Here is an 18,778-nt window from a genome sequence, read left to right as displayed (position 1 = left end):
GAATAGAAATATTTGAGAAGAAAAGCAGGCATTTCAAAGGTTTTAAAGTGATGATAAGTAGAAAATAAAATATATTCAGAAAATTGTGTTGACATCTAATCAAAAACGAATAAAATGAATATTATAAGTTATGTTAGCTTTTCTCACATCATAAGATAGTTAAGTTGACATTAGAAAAGGAGAGATGAAAATGGAAGATGTAATGTATTTGATGAACAGCGTATGGACCATGATTGCTGCAATTTTAGTTATATTTATGATTGGTGGATTCATATTATTGGAAGCTGGTTCGACGAGAATGAAAAATGCTGGTCACGTTGCAGGTAAAACAATATTTACATTTGGTTTAGCATCAATGGTGTTCTGGGCAGTAGGTTACGGATTTATCTTTGGAGGCGATGCGAACTTCTTCGTAGGTATGACAGACTTTTTCTATAGTGGAGAAATTATAGAAGGAGCTGGTCTTGCCACAACAGTATTCTTTGTTTTCCAGTTAGCATTTGCTGGTATCGCGGTAACGATTGCATTAGGTGGATTTGCAGAACGTGCAAAATTATCCGCATATGTAATTTTCACCATTCTTTTTGGAATAATCGTTTATCCTGTAATTGCTCACTGGGTATGGGGTGGAGGATGGTTGGCTGAACATGGTAAACAGGATTTTGCCGGCTCCACTGTAGTTCATTTAACTGGTGCGATGGCTGCCCTTGCAGCAACAATGATTCTAAAACCGAGAATTGGGAAGTTCAACAAAGACGGCTCGGCAAACAATCTTGCAGGACATAACCAAGTTTATACAGCACTAGGAGTACTAATACTTTGGGTTGGTTGGTTTGGATTTAATGCCGGGAGTACTATTTCTGTAGATGCTGCATTCTTTGGATATGTTGCATTAAATACAACACTGGCTGCAGGAGCAGGCGCGGTGGCTGCCACATTAATATCATGGGTAGTACTAGGTAAATCAGATATTCCTACAATTTTAAACGGTGCTTTAGCAGGATTGGTCGCTATTACAGCTTCTTGTGCATTCGTAGATGTTTGGGCGTCTGTAGTCATTGGTTTAATAGCAGGAGTATTAGTATTCTATAGCGCTAGATTTTTTGAGAAGCGAAAAGTGGATGATCCAATTTACGCATTATCTGTTCATGGGGCTGCTGGGGTATGGGGCACATTATCTACTGGTTTCTTTGCAACACCAGAGCTTGCCTCTGTTGGTAAACCTGGATTATTTTACGGCGGTGGTTTCGATCAATTAGGAGTTCAGCTTATGGGTGTGGTGTCTTGTGGGTTATTTGCATTCGTAGTTTCCTATGCTATTCTCTTTATAATGAAAAAAGTCATGGGTGGTATTCGTGTAACAGAAGAAGAGGAACTAATGGGCCTAGATATGAGCGAACATGGCAACTATGGTTATCCAGAACAAATGATTTTAGAAGAATCTAAATCACTAAATTAAATTGAAAAAGCCTCTATTATTTAGGGGCTTTTTATATAAAAGGGCGTGAACTTGTGGAAACGTATGAATCTATTCGAAAATGGAAGGAACTAAATATTACAAACTTCCTAGATGACATCGTTTCTCTCAATGATTTTCATGATCGGGTGATGCTCAAAGTATTGGAAGTAGCATCTAAGAAAATGGAAATTGGTTCAGCTCCATGTGATTTTTCTTGGTTTATAACTGGTAGTGGAGGACGGTTAGAACAAGGGTTAATCAGTGATCAGGATCATGGGGTTATTTATGAAAAGTCTAATGCTGAAAGTGATTTGTATTTTCAGGTGTTTGGAGCAGAAATTTCGAAAGGTCTCTATGAAGTAGGTTATCCATACTGTGAAGGTAAAGTGATGAGCTCCAATCCTATGTGGTGCAAGTCATTTGATAATTGGCGTGTACAGCTCCAAGAATGGGTGAAAGATGAAAGTTGGGAAACTATTCGTTACCTTCAAATTTTTTATGATGCTAGGGTACTGCATGGCAAGGGGGAATTCTTGCATCAATTAAAGTCATTCATTTATGAATACCAACTACAACATCCTATTTTACTAAGTCGATTTTCTGCTAACGTAGAACATGTTAAAAATGTAATTGGTCCAGTTGGCCAGCTATTAGTGGAAAGGCATGGATTATATCACGGATGTGTAAACTTAAAATACTCGGGATTCTTACCATATGTAAATGCCATTCGACTTTTATCAATAAAAGAAGGGGTAATGGAAACTTCCACTTTAGCTCGCATGAATAAACTAATTAAGATGCAAAAATATAGGAGCTTACTAAAATATAGTGATAGGAATTTTGTGGATTTATTAACCTATCGTCTGACCTTATCTCAAGTAGATAGCTATTCGGATACACACTATTTACACATTGAAGAACTGAACAAGAACGAACAGAAAGATATTAAACGGATTATTAAAGGTGGTATTAAATTACATCGCGAAGTAATTGTGATGATGAAAAAGGGTGGCCACAATGGCATTTGAACCATTCATGCAAATACTAAGAGGTATACAAGGAAAACGGTCAAATGTCGGTATAGGGGATGTTCAGAACGCGCAACAAATGGCCTTTCTAAGAAATCTGCAAAAAGAAAAGAAGAAAGAAGATACCCTAAAAGTTCCGTTAGATGAGCTGGATGTTGTCGTATTCGACATTGAAACGTCTGGCTTTAAACCCGAACAAGGCGATGAGATTATCTCCATTGGTGCCATAAAAATGTGTGGTTCTTTCATTCAAGAAGATGCTGTTTATTACTCGCTTATAAACACTGGTAAAGAAATCTCTCCGGAGGTAGTTAATTTAACAGGGCTTACAAACGAAAAATTAAAGGAAGCCAGATATGTTGGGGATGTACTAATTGAATTCCTGAAGTTTGCAAAAGACTGTACACTTGTAGCACATCATGCGAATCACGAAAGAAGTTTTCTGCAAAACACCAGTAATAGAGTATTCCACACACCCTTTAAGCAAAGAATAGTGGATACGTCTTTTCTTTATAAAATTGTAGAACCCCATATTCAATTAAGTTCTTTAGAAGATTTGTGTAAACATAATGCCATTCCAGTAATAGGAAGGCACCACGCATTAGAAGATGCAAAAATGACCGCCAAGCTTTGGAGCCTCTATCTGAAAAAAGTTAAAATGCTAGGCTGCGATACATTACAAGATGTATACGATCATTTTGCAAGAATATAAATGCACGACAGGAGAAATAGCCTGTCGTGCTTTTTTTATGGGAATAATATCTTTTTTCAACTGAACTGCGCGAATTCCAACTACCCTGTTTAAATTCCCACTAAATCTAATAATCCTTCGCTGTCGATACTTTTTCATAAAATAAAAGTTTCCGAAATAAATTTCTGAACCATTCTTGGTCTATATAGTCTGATAAACAATATGTTCTACCTTATTTATTGAAAATACGGTTAGAATAACTTGTCCAAGAATATGAAAGTTAGTTCTTTTTTAATAGGTATATTGAATATACTTTGCTAAGTACTTAGTAAAATATTGTTAAAAGGAGAACAGCCCCTGGAAAGTTTGGATCATACATTTTCTGAACAGGATACGCCGGTTTTTTATCGACGATTTGGTAAACGGATATTTGATGTGTTAGCTAGTTCATTGCTACTCGTTTTATTATTTCCAGCTATTATATGTTTGACTATTATTCTATTTATATTCACAGGTAGTCCTGTTTTTTACAAGCAAACTAGGGCAGGATTACATAATCAATCCTTTATAATTTGGAAATTTCGAACAATGTATACAGAGGATATTGAGTCTAGCTCTCATCAATATGAATGGAAAGATGAAGTGCCACAAAACTTTGCTTTTACAACACCACCAACCTTAATAATTACAAAGCCGGGGAAATTTTATAGGAAATATAGTTTAGATGAAATTCCACAGCTTTGGAATGTCTTAAAAGGTGATATGAGTTTAATAGGTCCTAGGCCAGAAATCATTGAAATTACTAATCATTATTCTCCTACCCAAAAGAAACGCTTATTGGTAAAACCAGGTATCACAGGTTATGCGCAGGTGAATGGTCGTTCCGCAATCACACATGGAGAAAAGGTAAAACATGATTTATTTTATGTCAAGCATTGCTCTCTGTTGCTTGACCTGAAGATTATAATACAAACAATTTTTATAGTAGTTACGGGAAAAGGAGCTTGGTGAATAAATATAGGGAGGGATAGGGGTTTGCTAGTAGACATTCATAATCACATTTTACCAGGTTTGGATGATGGCCCTAGGACTATCGAAGAAGCTCTATTACTTGCAGAAAATGCTGTTGCTAATGGCATTACGCATGTTATCGCAACCCCTCATCATTTAGATAGAAAATATCGTAATTCTACCTTAGAAGTTAAAGCGGCAGTTGCAGGTTTATATAGAGAGCTGATACAAAGAAATATAAAATTGAAAATTCTACCAGGGCAAGAGATTCATTTATCAACAAATGTACTGATGGAACTTGAAAAAGATCTTCTCACGCTCGCAAATAGTGGTAGGTATTTATTGATTGAATTTCCAAATGCTTATATACCAGCTGATACTCTAGATGTTATCTACAAAATACAGCTAAGAGGATACATCCCGATCATTGTACACCCAGAAAGAAATAGAGTTCTTCGAAAAAACAAACAGTTACTTTACGAATACATATGTAAAGGAGCTCTTGTTCAAATTACAGCGTCTAGTTTACTCGGTCATAATGGTAGAAGTTTAAGAAAGTATACGAAAGAGCTTATCAAACATAATTTAGTGCACTTTATTTCATCGGATGCTCACCATTATTTAAAAAGACCGTTCTTATTAAAAGAGGCATTGGAATATGTCAAAAGAGAGTTCTCCGAAAGTCATGCTAGTTATTATTGTGAAAACGCAAATCATATCGTATATGGTACGGAGATTCAGCCTTTACTACCTATTAGTTTTAAAAAATATTATTATATATAACTTCAAATTGGATGTAATTTAAATGGACAGGTATAAGGAGGGATCATTATAGTGCAAGAAGCAATTAACTTACAAGAAGTATTCAAAATTATAAAGAAACGTTTTGCACTTATTATTACTATATTAGTTTTATCTATGACGATTGCTGGTACTGTTAGTTACTATTACCTCACCCCAATATTTCAAGCATCGACTCAAATTCTAATTAATCAGAAGGAATTCGATCAAAATCAATTTAGTAGTCAGGATATTAATACAAATCTTCAATTAATCAACACTTATAATGTCATTATTAAAAGCCCAGTTATTCTTTCCAAAGTTATTGATAACTTGAATCTAAAAACAACGCCAGAGTTACTTAATCAACAAATAATAGTGTCTAGTGAACAAAATTCACAGATTGTAAACGTTAGAGTAGAAGATCCTGATTTACAAGAGGCCGTCGATATTGCAAATATGACAGCTAAAGTTTTTCAAGAAGAAATTATAGCTTTAATGAATGTCGATAACGTTAGTATTCTATCACCTGCAGTATTCACTAAGGATACGCTACCTATAAAGCCAAATCTAATACTTAGTGTAGGGATAGCCGCAGTCATAGGCTTAATGATTGGAATTGGAATAACCTTTCTAATGGAGTATTTAGATACTTCAATAAAAAATGAGCAGGATATTGGAGAGTTACTAGGTCTACCAATATTAGGTCTTATCAGTCCTATTTCAAATAAATACCTAAAGAAAACAAAAGAACCTAAGTCACTCCATAGAAAGAGGGCAAAAAACCTTGTTTAAGAGAAGGAAGAAAGTTAAACCGATAGCTCGAAAACTTGTGACAAGCTCAAATCCCCAATCTATTATTTCTGAACAATTTCGTACAGTTCGAACAAACATCAAATTTTCCATGCCAAACAGAGAAATTAAAACTCTTCTATTTACTTCTTCATCTATAGGGGAAGGAAAGTCCACAATAGCAGCGAATGTTGCCATTGTATTTGCGCAAGAAGGAAAAAAAGTACTCCTCATCGATGCGGACTTGAGAAAGCCGACGATGCATTACACATTTCTTAAAACAATTACTCCAGGACTAACTAATTTACTAACAAGTCATTGGAATCTGGAACAAGTAGTAAAAGATACGAGTGTAAATGGATTAGATCTCATCACAAGTGGACCAATACCCTCTAACCCTGCAGAGCTTCTAGCATTACCATCTATGGACATATTAATAAAAGAAGTAAAAGAGAAATACGATATCATCATATTTGATGCTCCACCAATATTGTCCGTTTCAGATGCACAAGTCCTCACAGACAAATGTGATGGTACTATTCTAGTTATTAGCTCAGGTTCTACAGAAAAAGGTAATGCTATTAAAGCAAAAGAAGTACTCCAGGCTTCCAAAGCAAACATATTAGGAACTATTCTTAACAATTATAAAATTGGAAAAGATCATTATTATTATCAGTATTATGGCTGAAGTAGACAGTGAAAAACAATGTAAGAATTCCCTAGATTGGAAACTACAATAAATTCAAATCATATTACTAATTTTCACTAACTTTATTTTATAGAAATCTATAAGGAAGTTGGAAGAGTTATGAAACCAACAATTAAAATTATATGAAAATATTAATTATTTTTCTTATTATAATAATTTTATTGTTATCCATTTTCACTAATGTTAATTACATTAACAATAAATTTACTAGAACAATTATTACTTGGCCATTAATAATAACTTTAGGAATTATTTTTGGCTGGAGACCATTAGAAGACTTTACTGATACTTATAATTATACTGTCTTTTTCTATAATTATAAAAATCATACTTTATTAAACGCATTGGAAGTAACCCCTATGGAAAAAGGTTATACAACATTCCAATGGATTATTTCACAATACACAAATAGCTACTCCATATTTCTATTTTTGGTATTTATATTATCAATTCTATTAATTGTATTATGTTATAGAAAAATATTTTTTGAGAACTATTTGTTCGCAATGTTTGCTTTTATTTTTTCTCCATTATTTGATGGCTTATATGGAAATATAATTAGAACAGGAATAGCTTTTGGATTTTTTATGCTGGGATCTATTTATATCTTTCAACATAAAAAAATAAGAGGAAGTTTGTTGCTTCTCATTTCAAGTACTTTTCATATTACTCTACTTCCATTCACAATTGTTTTGATTTTAATAAATATAAAAAAGTATGGATTTATTTTTTACATTGTTATCTGGTTTATAAGTTCAATTTTGTTCTTAACTAAATCTCAATTAAAGTTACTTCCTATCTTAACGAAGTTAGACAAAATAGATTATTATGCAGGTGCAACTGCTTTTCAGAGTTATGGCAATAGTGGCATGAGATTGGACTTTTTTTTATTTAATCTTTTCTTAATTGTTATCCTTTTCATTGGTAATAAGTATATATTTGAATTTAAAAATGAAATTATTAATTATTATCTTAAGCTTACTTTAATTGCTTCCATAGTATTTCACTTCCTAGGTTTTATTGCATTCTCGGATAGGGTAGCATTATATGTTTGGCACTTTTTTCTAGTTACTTTTTTGGTAATGGTAATAGAAATAAACAAGAAATACATTATTATTCTGCCTTTATATTTATTATTTAGTATTTTAATAGGAATTGCTTTTAAATCATATATATTTTTTCATTAGATAGTAGTTCCAGTTTTTGGAGACCGTATTTAGGTGTTTATGTTTGGAAGACAATTTAGGGGAGAAACGAGTGGTAGATTGAGCATTTTAGTAAGCGTAAACTGTACTACTTATAATCAGGAACAATATATAGCAGAAGCCATTGAAAGCTTTGTAAATCAAATAACAAATTTTAAATATGAGATACTTATTGGGGATGATTGTAGCACTGATAATACTAGAATAGTAGTAGAACACTATGCAAATTTGCATCCTGATAAAATTAGAATAATAACATCTCCAACTAATGTGGGTGCAAGGAAAAATTCGCAACGACTTATTCAAAATAGTAAAGGGAAATATATTGCTGAATGCGAGGGGGATGACTATTGGACAGATCCATTTAAATTGCAGCGGCAAGTAGACTATATGGAGAAGCATCCAGATTGTACTTTGTGCTTTCATTCTGCTGAAATTATTCAGGCACCAAATAAAAGAACTGATAGATTCATTAGACCTTATGTAACGGATCAAGTTAGCCCATTGGAGGATATTATTATTGGAGGTGGAGGGTTTTGTCCAACACCATCGTTATTTTATCCTAAAAACCTAATGGAAAATCCACCTCCCTTTTATGAATCAGCACCAATAGGTGATTATCCAATGCAAATGCTACTTGCAAGTCATGGTTATGCATATTACATGGATAAAAGCATGTGCGCATATCGAAGTGGAGTTGAGGGATCTTGGACAAACCGCATGATTCTTAGTAGTAATAATAGAGAAAAGCTTATTCAAATAAATAGCGGAATTATTGACCTGTTAAACGGGTTTAATCAATACTCGAGATATAGGTTTAACAATGAAATAGCAAAGGTTCAGGAAGGCTTAGAATATGAATTATTAATCATCCAAAAGAAAAGGATGAATAATAAAAATATACGTAACTATTCTTTTGTGTACAAAATAAGTGTACATTTTAAAGTCTTTCTACGTTGTAATTATCCGCAGTTGTTTATGAAATTATCCAGCTTAAAAACTACTAAATATATAAAAAAACCAAATGCTTGAGGACATCCTATGAAGGGTACAGCCTCTTTAACGAATAAGACGACACGAGCGATTGTTTGGAGCTTTACCGAATTGATGGCAAATTACGGGATTCAGTTTATTATCCAAATTGTTTTAGCTAGGTTATTAGTGCCGGAGCATTTTGGTGTGTTTGGAATGATTTTAGTATTTATCGCAATTTCTAACTCTATTGTGGACAGTGGATTTACCCAGGCCCTTATAAGGGATCAGCAGACAACTCAGGAAGACTATTCAACTGTGTTCTTTTTTAATCTAGGAATCTCCATTATTTTATATGGAATACTCTTTATCAGCTCTAAAGGAATTAGTGTTTTTTTTGAGGAACCACAATTAATAGAAATCATTCGAGTGCTTTCTATTGTCATTATCATTAATGCTTTCGCAATTATTCAAAGAGTTATGCTTATGAAGAAAATCGACTTTCGTACAATAACAAAAATTAGTGTCATATCATCCGTAATTTCAGGAACACTTACAATCATTGTAGCAGTGTTAGGATTTGGAGTTTGGAGTCTGGTAGTTAATATGATTGCTGTTCAGCTAATTCAGACCTTGTTGCTCATTATTTATAATAGATGGCTACCAAGTTTTATTTTTAATTACCAATCCTTTAAACGTTTTTTTAGTTTTGGTTCAAAATTACTTCTTTCTGGTCTCATAGACACTTTCTATAACAATCTCTATTTTATAATAATAGGTAAATCTTTTTCTATTACACAACTTGGATATTATACAAATGCGGTAAAAGTGAGGGATCTTGCATCGCAATCCTTAGCTTCGACAGTACAACGAGTAACATATCCAGTGCTGAGTAGTATTCATGAGGATGAAAAGCGAATTGAGCAAGGATTCAAGAAAATAATCAAAATTTCTGCATTTATTAACTTTCCATTGTTAACTGGCTTGGCAGCAATAGGGAATCCAATCTTCCTAATTCTTTTTGGAGAAAAGTGGATGCCTTCAGTCATATATTTTCAATTGTTGTGTTTTGCAGGAATGTTATATCCACTACACGCTTTAAACTTAAATATTTTACAAGTCAAAGGTAGATCTGATTTGTTTTTACGATTAGAAATTATTAAAAAAGGCCTTCTCACCATACTTATTGTACTTTCTTTCATATTTAAGCTAGGGATCATTGGATTAATCTGCGCTGCAGTTATAAATTCTTATCTTTCATTACTTATTAATATGTATTATTCAGCAAGAGAGATCTCTTATTCGAGCTGGGAGCAGCTGAAGGATATTATTCCATCCTTTGGGATTTCATTATTTATGGGGACTACCGTTTATGCAATTGCTCCATTTTTGACTGAAAATCATTTCTTTTTATTACTATGTCAAATAATGATTGGTATTCTTGTATACGTTGGACTATCCAAGCTTTTGAAGGTAAAGGAATTAGAAATTATATATGAATTAATAATTTCAATATTACTTAAGAGAAAAACATAGATTGGGGAAGATATATGAATTTGCTGTTAACATCCGCTGGTAGAAGAGGCTATTTGGTTAACTATTTTAAAGAGGCTTTAGGAGATGAAGGCGAGGTACATGTAGCGAATAGTTTAAATTCAACCGCAATGATGTATGGAGACAAATCTGTCATAACACCACTTATTTATGATGAAAATTATATTCCTTTTTTAAAAACCTATTGTCAGGTAAATCACATTGAAGCAATCATTCCTCTATTCGATATTGATCTTCAAATACTTACAAACAGTATAAAAGAGTTCAACGAAATTGGTGTTAATGTAATTGTTTCTAGTAAAGAGATAATTAATATATGCAATGATAAATGGGAAACGTATAAATTTCTTATATCCTATGACTTTCAAACTCCGAAAACTTTCTTGGAAATTTCAGATGCACTAAATGCAATTGAACAAGGCAATATGAAGTTTCCACTGATAGTTAAACCTAGATGGGGCATGGGTTCAATTTCTATTTTTGAGGCTGATAATTTGAATGAACTAGAAGTATTATTTGAAAAGGCTAAAACAGATATTCGTGATTCTTATCTGTCATATGAATCAAATCTGGACAATCAACTTTCGGTAATTATACAAGAAAAACTAAGTGGACAGGAATACGGATTAGACATAATTAATGATTTGAATGGAAAATACATGAATACAATCGTTAAGAAAAAATGTTCGATGAGATCTGGAGAAACAGATATTGCAGAAACGTTAAAAGATGAAGCTTTAGAGCTTGTGGGGAAAAGTCTAGCAGCTTTAACTAAACATATTGGAAACTTAGATGTTGATGCTTTCGTAGTAGATGGAGTTTCTTATATTTTGGAAATGAATGCACGTTTCGGTGGGGGCTATCCATTTAGTCATTACGCAGGTGTAAATCTCCCGAAAGCAATTGTTTCATGGCTAAAAAAAGAAAAAGTAGATCCAGCTATATTGAAAGCTAAAATTGGCGTGATTGGCTATAAGGATATTCAAATTATTGGTGATGAAGCTGTTAGTGTTATGAAAAAATCTTAGGAGGCTCTCGATTATAGAAAGTAAGTTTAAAGAACCTATTTACATTACAAGACCATTACTTCCAGATCTAAATGCTGTATACGATAAACTAAAAGAAGTTTGGGAGAGTAAATGGCTTACAAATAGTGGTCCACAGGAAGACTATTTGAAAGAAGAACTAAAACAATATTTACAAGTAGAAAATTTATCCCTATTTAATAATGGAACATCTGCATTACTTTTAGGTTTAAGAGCTTTAAACCTAACTGGAGAAGTTATTACAACTCCATTTACTTTTCCCGCAACAGTTCAAGCACTAGATTGGAATAATTTAACTCCTATTTTTTGTGATATAGATCCCGCAACACTCACCCTAGACGCTGCAAAAATCGAACCCCTCATTACGGAAAAAACTACTGCAATTCTTGGTGTTCACACATTTGGAAATCCATGTGATGTAGAACAAATTCAATTAATCGCAAATAAATATAATTTAAAGGTAATTTATGATGGTGCTCATACATTTGGGACAAAACTAAATAATATACCTATTGGCAATTATGGTGATATGACGATGTTCAGTTTCCATGCAACAAAACTCTTTAATACTGTCGAAGGCGGAGCATTGACTTTTAGAGACAATAGTTTAGTTGGAAGACTGAGCCTCCTAAAAAATTTTGGAATAGCAAATCCTGAGGAGGTTGTTCTTTCAGGTCTAAATGCAAAGTTAAACGAAATTCAGGCGGTAATTGGACTTGAAGTATTAAAGCTTGTGGAAACCGAACGCAAGAAGAGGCACAAAATAAAAAGAGCATATGAATCGTGCTTGAAAGATGTACCCGGTATTAACGTGTTGACGAAATTAGAAGATGAATGCAGCAGTTATCAGTATTTTGTCATTCAAATAGATGAAGAGTTATATGGTAAATCAAGAGATTGGCTACACGAGAAACTAAAAGAGTACAACGTATTTACACGAAAGTATTTCTTTCCTTTATGTAGCGACTTTGAATGGTACCAACATTTAGAATCCGCCTGTAAAGAAAATCTTCCGATTGCAAATAAGACTGTTACACAAGTATTAGCTCTGCCATATTACGGTGAACTGCAACTGGAATCAGTAGAGAAAATTTGTAAAGTGATTCGTGATTCAATATGAAAGGGATTATTTTAGCTGGTGGATCTGGTACTCGTTTATATCCCCTAACAAAAGCTATTTCTAAGCAAATGTTACCAGTTTACGATAAACCAATGATTTATTATCCTCTATCCGTATTAATGCTTGCGGGAATTCGAGACATTTTAATTATTTCTACACCAAGGGATATAGAGGGATTTCAAGAATTATTGGAAGATGGTACTAAAATAGGAGTGGATTTGACATATGCCGTACAAGAAAATCCAACCGGTCTTGCAGATGCCTTTATTATTGGTGAGAAATTTATAGGCGACTCTTCGGTTGCTTTAGTGCTCGGTGACAATATTTTTTATGGCTCTAATTTTGGGCATAAAGTACAGGAAGCGGCAACTAACTTATCTAAAGGTGCCCTCATTTTCGGGTGTTATGTGAGAGACCCTAGAGCTTATGGAGTAGTAGAGGTAGATGAAGAAGAAAATGCCATTTCAATAGAAGAAAAACCAGAGAATCCAAAATCCTTTTATGCGATACCAGGTCTCTATTTTTTTGATAATCAAGTAACAAAAATCGCTAAAGAGGTTAAACCTTCTTCACGAGGAGAAATAGAAATAACTTCTATTATTAATGAGTACCTTCAATTGGGAGAATTGAAGGTAAAAATAATGGGAAGAGGATTAGCTTGGTTAGATACTGGAACCCATGAGTCTCTTTTAGAGGCATCTAATTTTGTAGAAGCTATCCAAAACCGGCAGGGATTATATGTTTCATGTATTGAGGAAATAGCCTTTCGCAGAAACTATATATCGAAAGAACAATTACTAAAGCTCGCGGAACCCTTAATGAAGACAAACTACGGAAGGTATTTAGTAGATGTTGCAAATTCTAATAGAGCATAAAGGAGATTAGGATGAATATCTTAGTTACAGGTGGCGCAGGATTCATCGGATCAAATTTTATAAAATATATGCTATCAAAATATAATTACACAATAGTTAATCTTGATTTATTAACGTATGCTGGTAATCTGCAAAATTTAAAGGATATCGAGCACAAGGAAAGATATAACTTCGTAAAAGGAGATATTTGTGATCGTGATCTACTAACTAAACTGTTTCATCAATATGAGATTCAAGCTGTTATTCACTTCGCAGCTGAATCTCATGTTGACAAAAGTATTGATGAACCAGAAATTTTCTTGAAAACAAATGTGTTTGGTACACAGGCATTATTAGATACAGCCAAACATTATTGGAAGGTCCGTAAATCAGATAAATATTGCACTGAATACAAAGACGACGTTAAATTTATCCAAATTTCTACGGATGAAGTTTACGGTGCTTTAGGTAAAGAAGGATGTTTTACTGAAAAAACAAATCTCTCACCGAATAGTCCATACTCTGCCTCCAAAGCATCTGCAGATTTAATGGTAAGAGCTTATTATGAAACGTACAAATTACCTACTGTTATTACTAGATGCTCAAATAATTATGGTCCGTATCAATTTCCTGAGAAGTTAATCCCAATGATTATCTCACAAGCTTTAAATAATCTGCCAATACCAGTCTATGGAGATGGAAAACAGGGAAGAGATTGGTTACACGTGGAAGACCATTGTACTGCAATTGATTCAGTTTTCCATAACGGAAGAATTGGAGATGTATATAACATTGGTGGAAATAATGAGTGGGAAAATATCGTTGTCGCAAAAAAAATATTAAATTACTTAAATATAAGTGAGAACCTACTCAGTTTTGTAGAGGATCGACTAGGACATGACCGCAGATATGCAATTGATAATGCAAAAATAACTACGGAATTAAGTTGGTCACCTTCCTATAATTTTAATAATGGTCTAGAAAAAACAATTCAATGGTATTTACAAAATACAGCCTGGATGAATGTGGTAGTAAATAAAAAATAAGTCCTGTTTTAATTGACATTTGTGACTACTATTTGATAATCCTTGTTCTTCTTCTATGTAAATGAAATGAGGAGTTCTAATGAAAATTGTTCAACTGATTACACATATGTATGAGGTAGGGGGAGCTCAAGTACATGTTCTTGACCTTTCGAAAAGACTGGTAGTTGATGGTAATCGAGTTTCAATCCTTTATGGAATCGAAAAACCACTAGCTGATGAACTTTATGTAAAAGAGATTGAATACATTCCACTGAAGCATTTAATAAGAAATATGAATTTAGTCAAGGATTTGCTCGCTTTTTTTGAAATTAGAAAAACCTTAAAACAATTGGATCCTGATATTGTAGCTATTCATTCCTCTAAAGCTGGGATTCTTGGAAGAATCGCCTGTTGGACGCTTCGAATTCCTTTCGTATTCACAGCACATGGATGGTCTTTCACAGATGGTGTGGCGAAAAAAAAACAGGCTTTCTATCGCAGAGTAGAAAAGTGCATAGGTAAAATATCAAAAAAAGTAATTACTGTTTGTGATTATGACAGAATTCTAGCGTTGCAGCACCAGGTGTTAAGCTCTTCCAAATTAATAACGATTCACAATGGTGTAATGGACCAAAGCCAACGTAATGTTCAACTAGTACGTAATGATATGGTAAAAATATTAATGGTTGCTCGTTTTGACATACCTAAAAAACAATTGGAGCTTTTACATGCACTTTCCCAAATAAGAGAGTTAAATTGGTATATGATTTTTGCTGGTGAAGGTAGGCAAAAGGAGCAGGCAACTCAATATGTTCAGGAGCATAATTTTGGGAATAAAGTAACGTTTTTAGGTAATCATTCTAACGTATCCGAGCTATTGATGGATGCGGATATTTTTGTACTTACTTCATCATGGGAGGGTTTGCCTCTATCCATATTAGAAGCAATGGCGCATGGACTGCCAATTATCGCTTCTAATGTAGGGGGAGTGAAAGAGGCTGTGAGGAATTCTGAAAACGGATTTTTAATTGAGCATAATTTGCCCGAGTTACTTACCACTTTAATCGAAAATCCTTCTCTGCGAAAAAGTATGGGTAAAAAAAGTCGCGAAATATATGAAGTCAGTTTTACCTTTGAACGCATGTATAGTCAAACCTACTTAACGTATAAAAACCTAATAAAATTGGAGGAAAAAGATTGAAGGTACTAGTAACGGGAGCAGCAGGTTTCATAGGTTCTTTTGTAGTCCAGGAGCTGTTAAATCATCAATTTTCAGTCGTTGCTTTAGATAATCTTTCGAATGGTAAAAAAAGCAGAGTACCTAGAAATGCAACATTCTATGAAGTTGATATTACAACTTCTGAGACTGAGCGCATTTTCCAGCTAGAACAGCCAGATTATGTTATTCATCTTGCAGCACAAACCTCAGTCCTATCTTCTATGGAGAACCCAATAGCAGATTGCCAAGCGAATGTTTTAGGTACAATCAATACACTTAAATATGCCAATCAATTTAACGTAAAAAAATGTATCTTAGCTTCCTCAGCCGCTGTTTATGGAAATCCGAGTGCTCTTCCCGTAGAGGAGGACGCTAAATTATCTCCACTTTCCTTTTATGGATTATCAAAAGTTTCTGCTGAGAATTACGTGCGCTTGTATGAAAAAATGTTCGGCCTTAAAAGCTGTATTTTAAGGTTTTCGAATGTTTATGGACATGATCAGGACAGTGGCGTCATCTCGAGCTTTCTTAATCGTATTTATAAAAAAAAAGCGCCGATTATTCATAATGGAAGTCAAACAAGGGATTTCATTTATGTTAAGGATGTAGCCGCTGCTTGTCTTACTGCGCTGTTAAGTAATGAAACCGGTGTTTTTCATATTAGTTCAGGGATAGAAAGAACAATTAACGAAGTATCTAAGTTAATCTCTCACATTACTAATATAGAAATAGAACCAATTGTAAAAGAGTTGGATGCTGCGGAGATTAAACGAAGTGTGCTGTCAAACGAAAAAGCAAAAAAGATTCTTCAGTGGGAACCATTTTACTCATTGGAGGAGGGATTAGAAGAAATTATTCAGTCTTATAATATGGTCAATAGATTGTAAACGAAGGGAGGATTATTTGAAGCTTATAAGTATAAAATCTTATACACATTTGGAAGTTTACGAACAGGACTGGAATAAGATAACTGAAGATAATGAAAATACTAACCCTTTTATAGAATATGAATTTGTTTATAATTGGTGGAAAATTTTAGGGTTAAAAGAAGAAGTAGAAATCTTAGCTGTACAGGAACATGACCGAATTATTGCCTTTTTTCCTTTTCAATTTAAAAGAAAATGGTTTGGCTATATGTGTCACTTTTTAGCCCTTGGTGTAGCGAACTACATGGATATTATAGTTAGGAAAACTGATGCAAACCGAGCCATTATGTTTGCATTGGATGAGTTGATAAGTAGAAAAAAAAACATCGTATTTTATCTCCATGGATTATTAGAGAGCACAAATACTCCCTATTTATTATCACAATATTTAAATGCTCGGAGTATAAAGGAACGCCATTTTTCTATCGTAACGCCATTTATAAATCTTGAGAAAATGGATTATGATGAATATATCAGACCACGGAAAAAGCTGCATGGGATGGATCGACGAGGGAAAAGGTTAAGGAGCTTAGGTGAAGTTTCCTTACAACTATTGGAGTCTAATGATATGGATGAGATAGTTCGGTTGCATAAGCGAAGGTGGGAGAAGAAAAATGACACAAGCGGTTTTTCTTCAGAAAGTAAGCGAGAGTTCTTCAAGGCTTTAGTTGAGTTACCCAAAGGGAATTTTTCAGTCCGTTTAACGACACTTCAAGTACAGGATGAAAAGGTTGCCTTTACGTATGGATTTACATGTCGCACTCGTTATTTAGGATATGTATTAGGGCATGATTCCGATTTCGATTGTTATGGGCCAGGTAGATTATTGATAAAAGATAAAGTTAGTCAATTAATATCCGACGGTTTTAAAAAATTGGATATGAGCATTGGGTATGAACCTTATAAGATGGAATGGAATACGGATGTAGATTATACAAGAAAATCTATATTTTCAACAAATACTGTTCGGGCAAAGACTATCAGAAATATACTATGGATCAAGAATATACTTATTTCTAAAGTGAAAAGATACAGAGCTGTTGTGTTGTTTCGAAGAAATACGATAGGGAAAATTAGATACTTTCTACGTCAAAAAGGAAGTTTCGTTTATAGGTTAAGAGTTATTAAGGAAAGGTTATTTCCCTTTATCTATGACAAGAAATCTTATGTAATTGGGAAAAATTCAAATGTTGAAGTGATAGGGGATGAAGAGACTTGCTTTACAGAACTCTCTTCAAATTTAGCGCTCGCCTCCGAACATGAACGTAAAGATATTTTACAGAAAATTTATAATGGATATGCTGGTTTCTATTCAGAGGATATATTAAAAGCATTTTGGGTAAATGAAAATGTTATTCGATTAGATGATGTTGATGTAGTCCTTAATCTGAAAAAAAGAAGCATTTTTATACGAGATTGGAAAAATGAAAATATTCAACAAGTTTTGGGGTTTGTGAATAATCGTTATAAAGGGAAAGATATATTTGTAAGTGTTAATACAAAGGATAAAAAAAGTGTTAACTTACTAACCCAACTTGGGTTTCATTGGACCGATAAAGTAACTTTTACTAGAATTCTTGGAAAGTCAAAAACTAGTAGAGAAGAATTTTAACAGAAAAGTAGGTGCCACGATAATTCTAGTAAAGCGAAAAATATTAAATTTGACATTAGTAAATTGCTACTTTTTAAAAACTGGAGAAGCACCACTACCATCTGCGCACCTTATTGGATTTTCTCATGCTTATCGACCAGTTAACCAGTTGATAAAACAAACTACGCTACTTATTGATTTAACTAAAAGCGAAGAACAATTATTAAAAGAACTTCATCGTACAAATAGAAAACAAATTCGACAGGCAACAAAGTTTGATTTTCAAATAGAAATAATAGACCAACCAACTATAGCTAATATAAGAGAATTTCAAAGCTTTTACAATGAATTTGCGGTAAATACGAATACGTATAAATGTGGTGCATTTCACGTAAAAACAATGGAATTATTAACCGAATCTAACAACTTGCTAATTACCAGAATAGTAAATGGGTTTAGTAATGAAATCCTTGGCTATCAAGTTTATATTACAGATAAGGAGACTGCACTTTCTTTGTACTCTGCATCTCACTTTAGATTAAAGAATGACTCAATTGATAAAAGAATGTTAAGTATAGCTAGCCGCTATTTAACTTGGCAAAACATTTTGTATTTTAAGGGTAGAAAGAATTTGATTTATGACATGGGAGGACTTACGACAAATGAAAACATACGTAACTTTAAAATGGAGTTTGGCGGGGAAATTTCTGAAGTTTATTCAGGCTACGAAACAACTTCACTTTTAGGGAAATTAGTTCTTTGGGGGAGAACGATTAAACTGAGGAAAGGATGAGTA

Annotated in this window: 18 protein-coding genes; all 18 read left to right on the top strand. The window is 33.6% G+C overall.

The features are described 5' to 3' along the window. The first annotated feature begins 190 nt into the window (after positions 1 to 190). The 18 genes from MKX39_RS13460 to MKX39_RS13375 all read left to right on the top strand — a co-directional run bounded on the left by MKX39_RS13460 (position 191) and on the right by MKX39_RS13375 (position 18,775). Complete coding sequence (locus MKX39_RS13460) at positions 191 to 1,459, top strand: ammonium transporter (RefSeq protein ID WP_093537724.1); 1,269 nt, start codon at positions 191 to 193, stop codon at positions 1,457 to 1,459. Between the two features lie 53 nt (positions 1,460 to 1,512). Continuing rightward, positions 1,513 to 2,487: a DUF294 nucleotidyltransferase-like domain-containing protein gene (locus MKX39_RS13455; protein WP_340769826.1), complete on the top strand. Its 975-nt coding sequence runs from the start codon at positions 1,513 to 1,515 to the stop codon at positions 2,485 to 2,487. Next, positions 2,477 to 3,199: an exonuclease domain-containing protein gene (locus MKX39_RS13450; protein ID WP_340769825.1), complete on the top strand. Its 723-nt coding sequence runs from the start codon at positions 2,477 to 2,479 to the stop codon at positions 3,197 to 3,199. Before MKX39_RS13455 ends, MKX39_RS13450 begins: the two co-directional genes overlap by 11 nt. Before the next feature lie 315 nt (positions 3,200 to 3,514). After that, the gene (locus tag MKX39_RS13445) at positions 3,515 to 4,189 is read left to right on the top strand and encodes a sugar transferase (protein ID WP_340763106.1); all 675 of its coding nucleotides are present in this window, start codon (positions 3,515 to 3,517) and stop codon (positions 4,187 to 4,189) included. A gap of 24 nt (positions 4,190 to 4,213) precedes the next feature. After that, complete coding sequence (locus MKX39_RS13440) at positions 4,214 to 4,972, top strand: tyrosine-protein phosphatase (RefSeq protein ID WP_340763105.1); 759 nt, start codon at positions 4,214 to 4,216, stop codon at positions 4,970 to 4,972. A gap of 51 nt (positions 4,973 to 5,023) precedes the next feature. Further along, positions 5,024 to 5,764, top strand: a complete 741-nt coding sequence (locus MKX39_RS13435) for a YveK family protein (RefSeq protein WP_340769824.1) — start codon at positions 5,024 to 5,026, stop codon at positions 5,762 to 5,764. Continuing rightward, positions 5,757 to 6,449 carry a CpsD/CapB family tyrosine-protein kinase gene (locus MKX39_RS13430; RefSeq protein WP_340769823.1) on the top strand — a complete coding sequence of 231 codons (693 nt, stop codon included), beginning with the start codon at positions 5,757 to 5,759 and terminating at the stop codon, positions 6,447 to 6,449. Before MKX39_RS13435 ends, MKX39_RS13430 begins: the two co-directional genes overlap by 8 nt. 143 nt (positions 6,450 to 6,592) lie before the next feature. Beyond that, positions 6,593 to 7,657 carry an EpsG family protein gene (locus tag MKX39_RS13425; protein ID WP_340769822.1) on the top strand — a complete coding sequence of 355 codons (1,065 nt, stop codon included), beginning with the start codon at positions 6,593 to 6,595 and terminating at the stop codon, positions 7,655 to 7,657. 39 nt (positions 7,658 to 7,696) lie between these two features. Then, positions 7,697 to 8,707 (top strand): glycosyltransferase, encoded by a 1,011-nt coding sequence (locus tag MKX39_RS13420; protein ID WP_340769821.1) that lies wholly within the window; start codon positions 7,697 to 7,699, stop codon positions 8,705 to 8,707. Positions 8,708 to 8,716: 9 nt separating this feature from the next. Beyond that, on the top strand, positions 8,717 to 10,183 hold the full coding sequence (locus MKX39_RS13415; protein WP_340769820.1) for a lipopolysaccharide biosynthesis protein: 1,467 nt from the start codon (positions 8,717 to 8,719) through the stop codon (positions 10,181 to 10,183). Between the two features lie 14 nt (positions 10,184 to 10,197). Next, positions 10,198 to 11,229 (top strand): ATP-grasp domain-containing protein, encoded by a 1,032-nt coding sequence (locus tag MKX39_RS13410; RefSeq protein WP_340769819.1) that lies wholly within the window; start codon positions 10,198 to 10,200, stop codon positions 11,227 to 11,229. Between the two features lie 10 nt (positions 11,230 to 11,239). After that, positions 11,240 to 12,367 (top strand): DegT/DnrJ/EryC1/StrS family aminotransferase, encoded by a 1,128-nt coding sequence (locus MKX39_RS13405; RefSeq protein WP_340771446.1) that lies wholly within the window; start codon positions 11,240 to 11,242, stop codon positions 12,365 to 12,367. Then, positions 12,364 to 13,242, top strand: coding sequence for a glucose-1-phosphate thymidylyltransferase RfbA (gene rfbA, locus MKX39_RS13400; RefSeq protein WP_340769818.1), 879 nt, complete (start codon positions 12,364 to 12,366; stop codon positions 13,240 to 13,242). Before MKX39_RS13405 ends, rfbA begins: the two co-directional genes overlap by 4 nt. Before the next feature lie 11 nt (positions 13,243 to 13,253). Next, the gene (rfbB, locus tag MKX39_RS13395) at positions 13,254 to 14,267 is read left to right on the top strand and encodes a dTDP-glucose 4,6-dehydratase (RefSeq protein ID WP_340769817.1); all 1,014 of its coding nucleotides are present in this window, start codon (positions 13,254 to 13,256) and stop codon (positions 14,265 to 14,267) included. 79 nt (positions 14,268 to 14,346) lie between these two features. Then, entirely contained in the window at positions 14,347 to 15,447 is a 1,101-nt protein-coding gene (locus tag MKX39_RS13390; protein WP_340769816.1) for a glycosyltransferase family 4 protein, read from the top strand. Further along, positions 15,444 to 16,352, top strand: a complete 909-nt coding sequence (locus MKX39_RS13385; RefSeq protein ID WP_340769815.1) for an NAD-dependent epimerase/dehydratase family protein — start codon at positions 15,444 to 15,446, stop codon at positions 16,350 to 16,352. The genes MKX39_RS13390 and MKX39_RS13385 overlap by 4 nt, the downstream gene beginning before the upstream one ends. A gap of 16 nt (positions 16,353 to 16,368) precedes the next feature. Further along, positions 16,369 to 18,003: a GNAT family N-acetyltransferase gene (locus tag MKX39_RS13380; RefSeq protein WP_340769814.1), complete on the top strand. Its 1,635-nt coding sequence runs from the start codon at positions 16,369 to 16,371 to the stop codon at positions 18,001 to 18,003. Further along, positions 17,969 to 18,775: a hypothetical protein gene (locus MKX39_RS13375; protein WP_340771534.1), complete on the top strand. Its 807-nt coding sequence runs from the start codon at positions 17,969 to 17,971 to the stop codon at positions 18,773 to 18,775. Before MKX39_RS13380 ends, MKX39_RS13375 begins: the two co-directional genes overlap by 35 nt. Positions 18,776 to 18,778: the final 3 nt, after the last annotated feature.

This window comes from Psychrobacillus sp. FSL K6-1464 (assembly GCF_038003145.1).
Taxonomy (GTDB): Bacteria; Bacillota; Bacilli; order Bacillales_A; family Planococcaceae; genus Psychrobacillus; species Psychrobacillus psychrotolerans.
This window is presented reverse-complemented; position numbering and strand designations above follow the sequence as displayed.

Coding starts and splice junctions, on each gene's coding strand:
- MKX39_RS13460 (WP_093537724.1), top strand. CDS start 191: ATGGAAGATGTAATGTATTTGATGAACAGCGTATGGACCATGATTGCT.
- MKX39_RS13450 (WP_340769825.1), top strand. CDS start 2,477: ATGGCATTTGAACCATTCATGCAAATACTAAGAGGTATACAAGGAAAA.
- MKX39_RS13425 (WP_340769822.1), top strand. CDS start 6,593: ATGAAAATATTAATTATTTTTCTTATTATAATAATTTTATTGTTATCC.
- MKX39_RS13420 (WP_340769821.1), top strand. CDS start 7,697: ATGTTTGGAAGACAATTTAGGGGAGAAACGAGTGGTAGATTGAGCATT.
- MKX39_RS13415 (WP_340769820.1), top strand. CDS start 8,717: ATGAAGGGTACAGCCTCTTTAACGAATAAGACGACACGAGCGATTGTT.
- MKX39_RS13410 (WP_340769819.1), top strand. CDS start 10,198: ATGAATTTGCTGTTAACATCCGCTGGTAGAAGAGGCTATTTGGTTAAC.
- rfbA (WP_340769818.1), top strand. CDS start 12,364: ATGAAAGGGATTATTTTAGCTGGTGGATCTGGTACTCGTTTATATCCC.
- rfbB (WP_340769817.1), top strand. CDS start 13,254: ATGAATATCTTAGTTACAGGTGGCGCAGGATTCATCGGATCAAATTTT.
- MKX39_RS13390 (WP_340769816.1), top strand. CDS start 14,347: ATGAAAATTGTTCAACTGATTACACATATGTATGAGGTAGGGGGAGCT.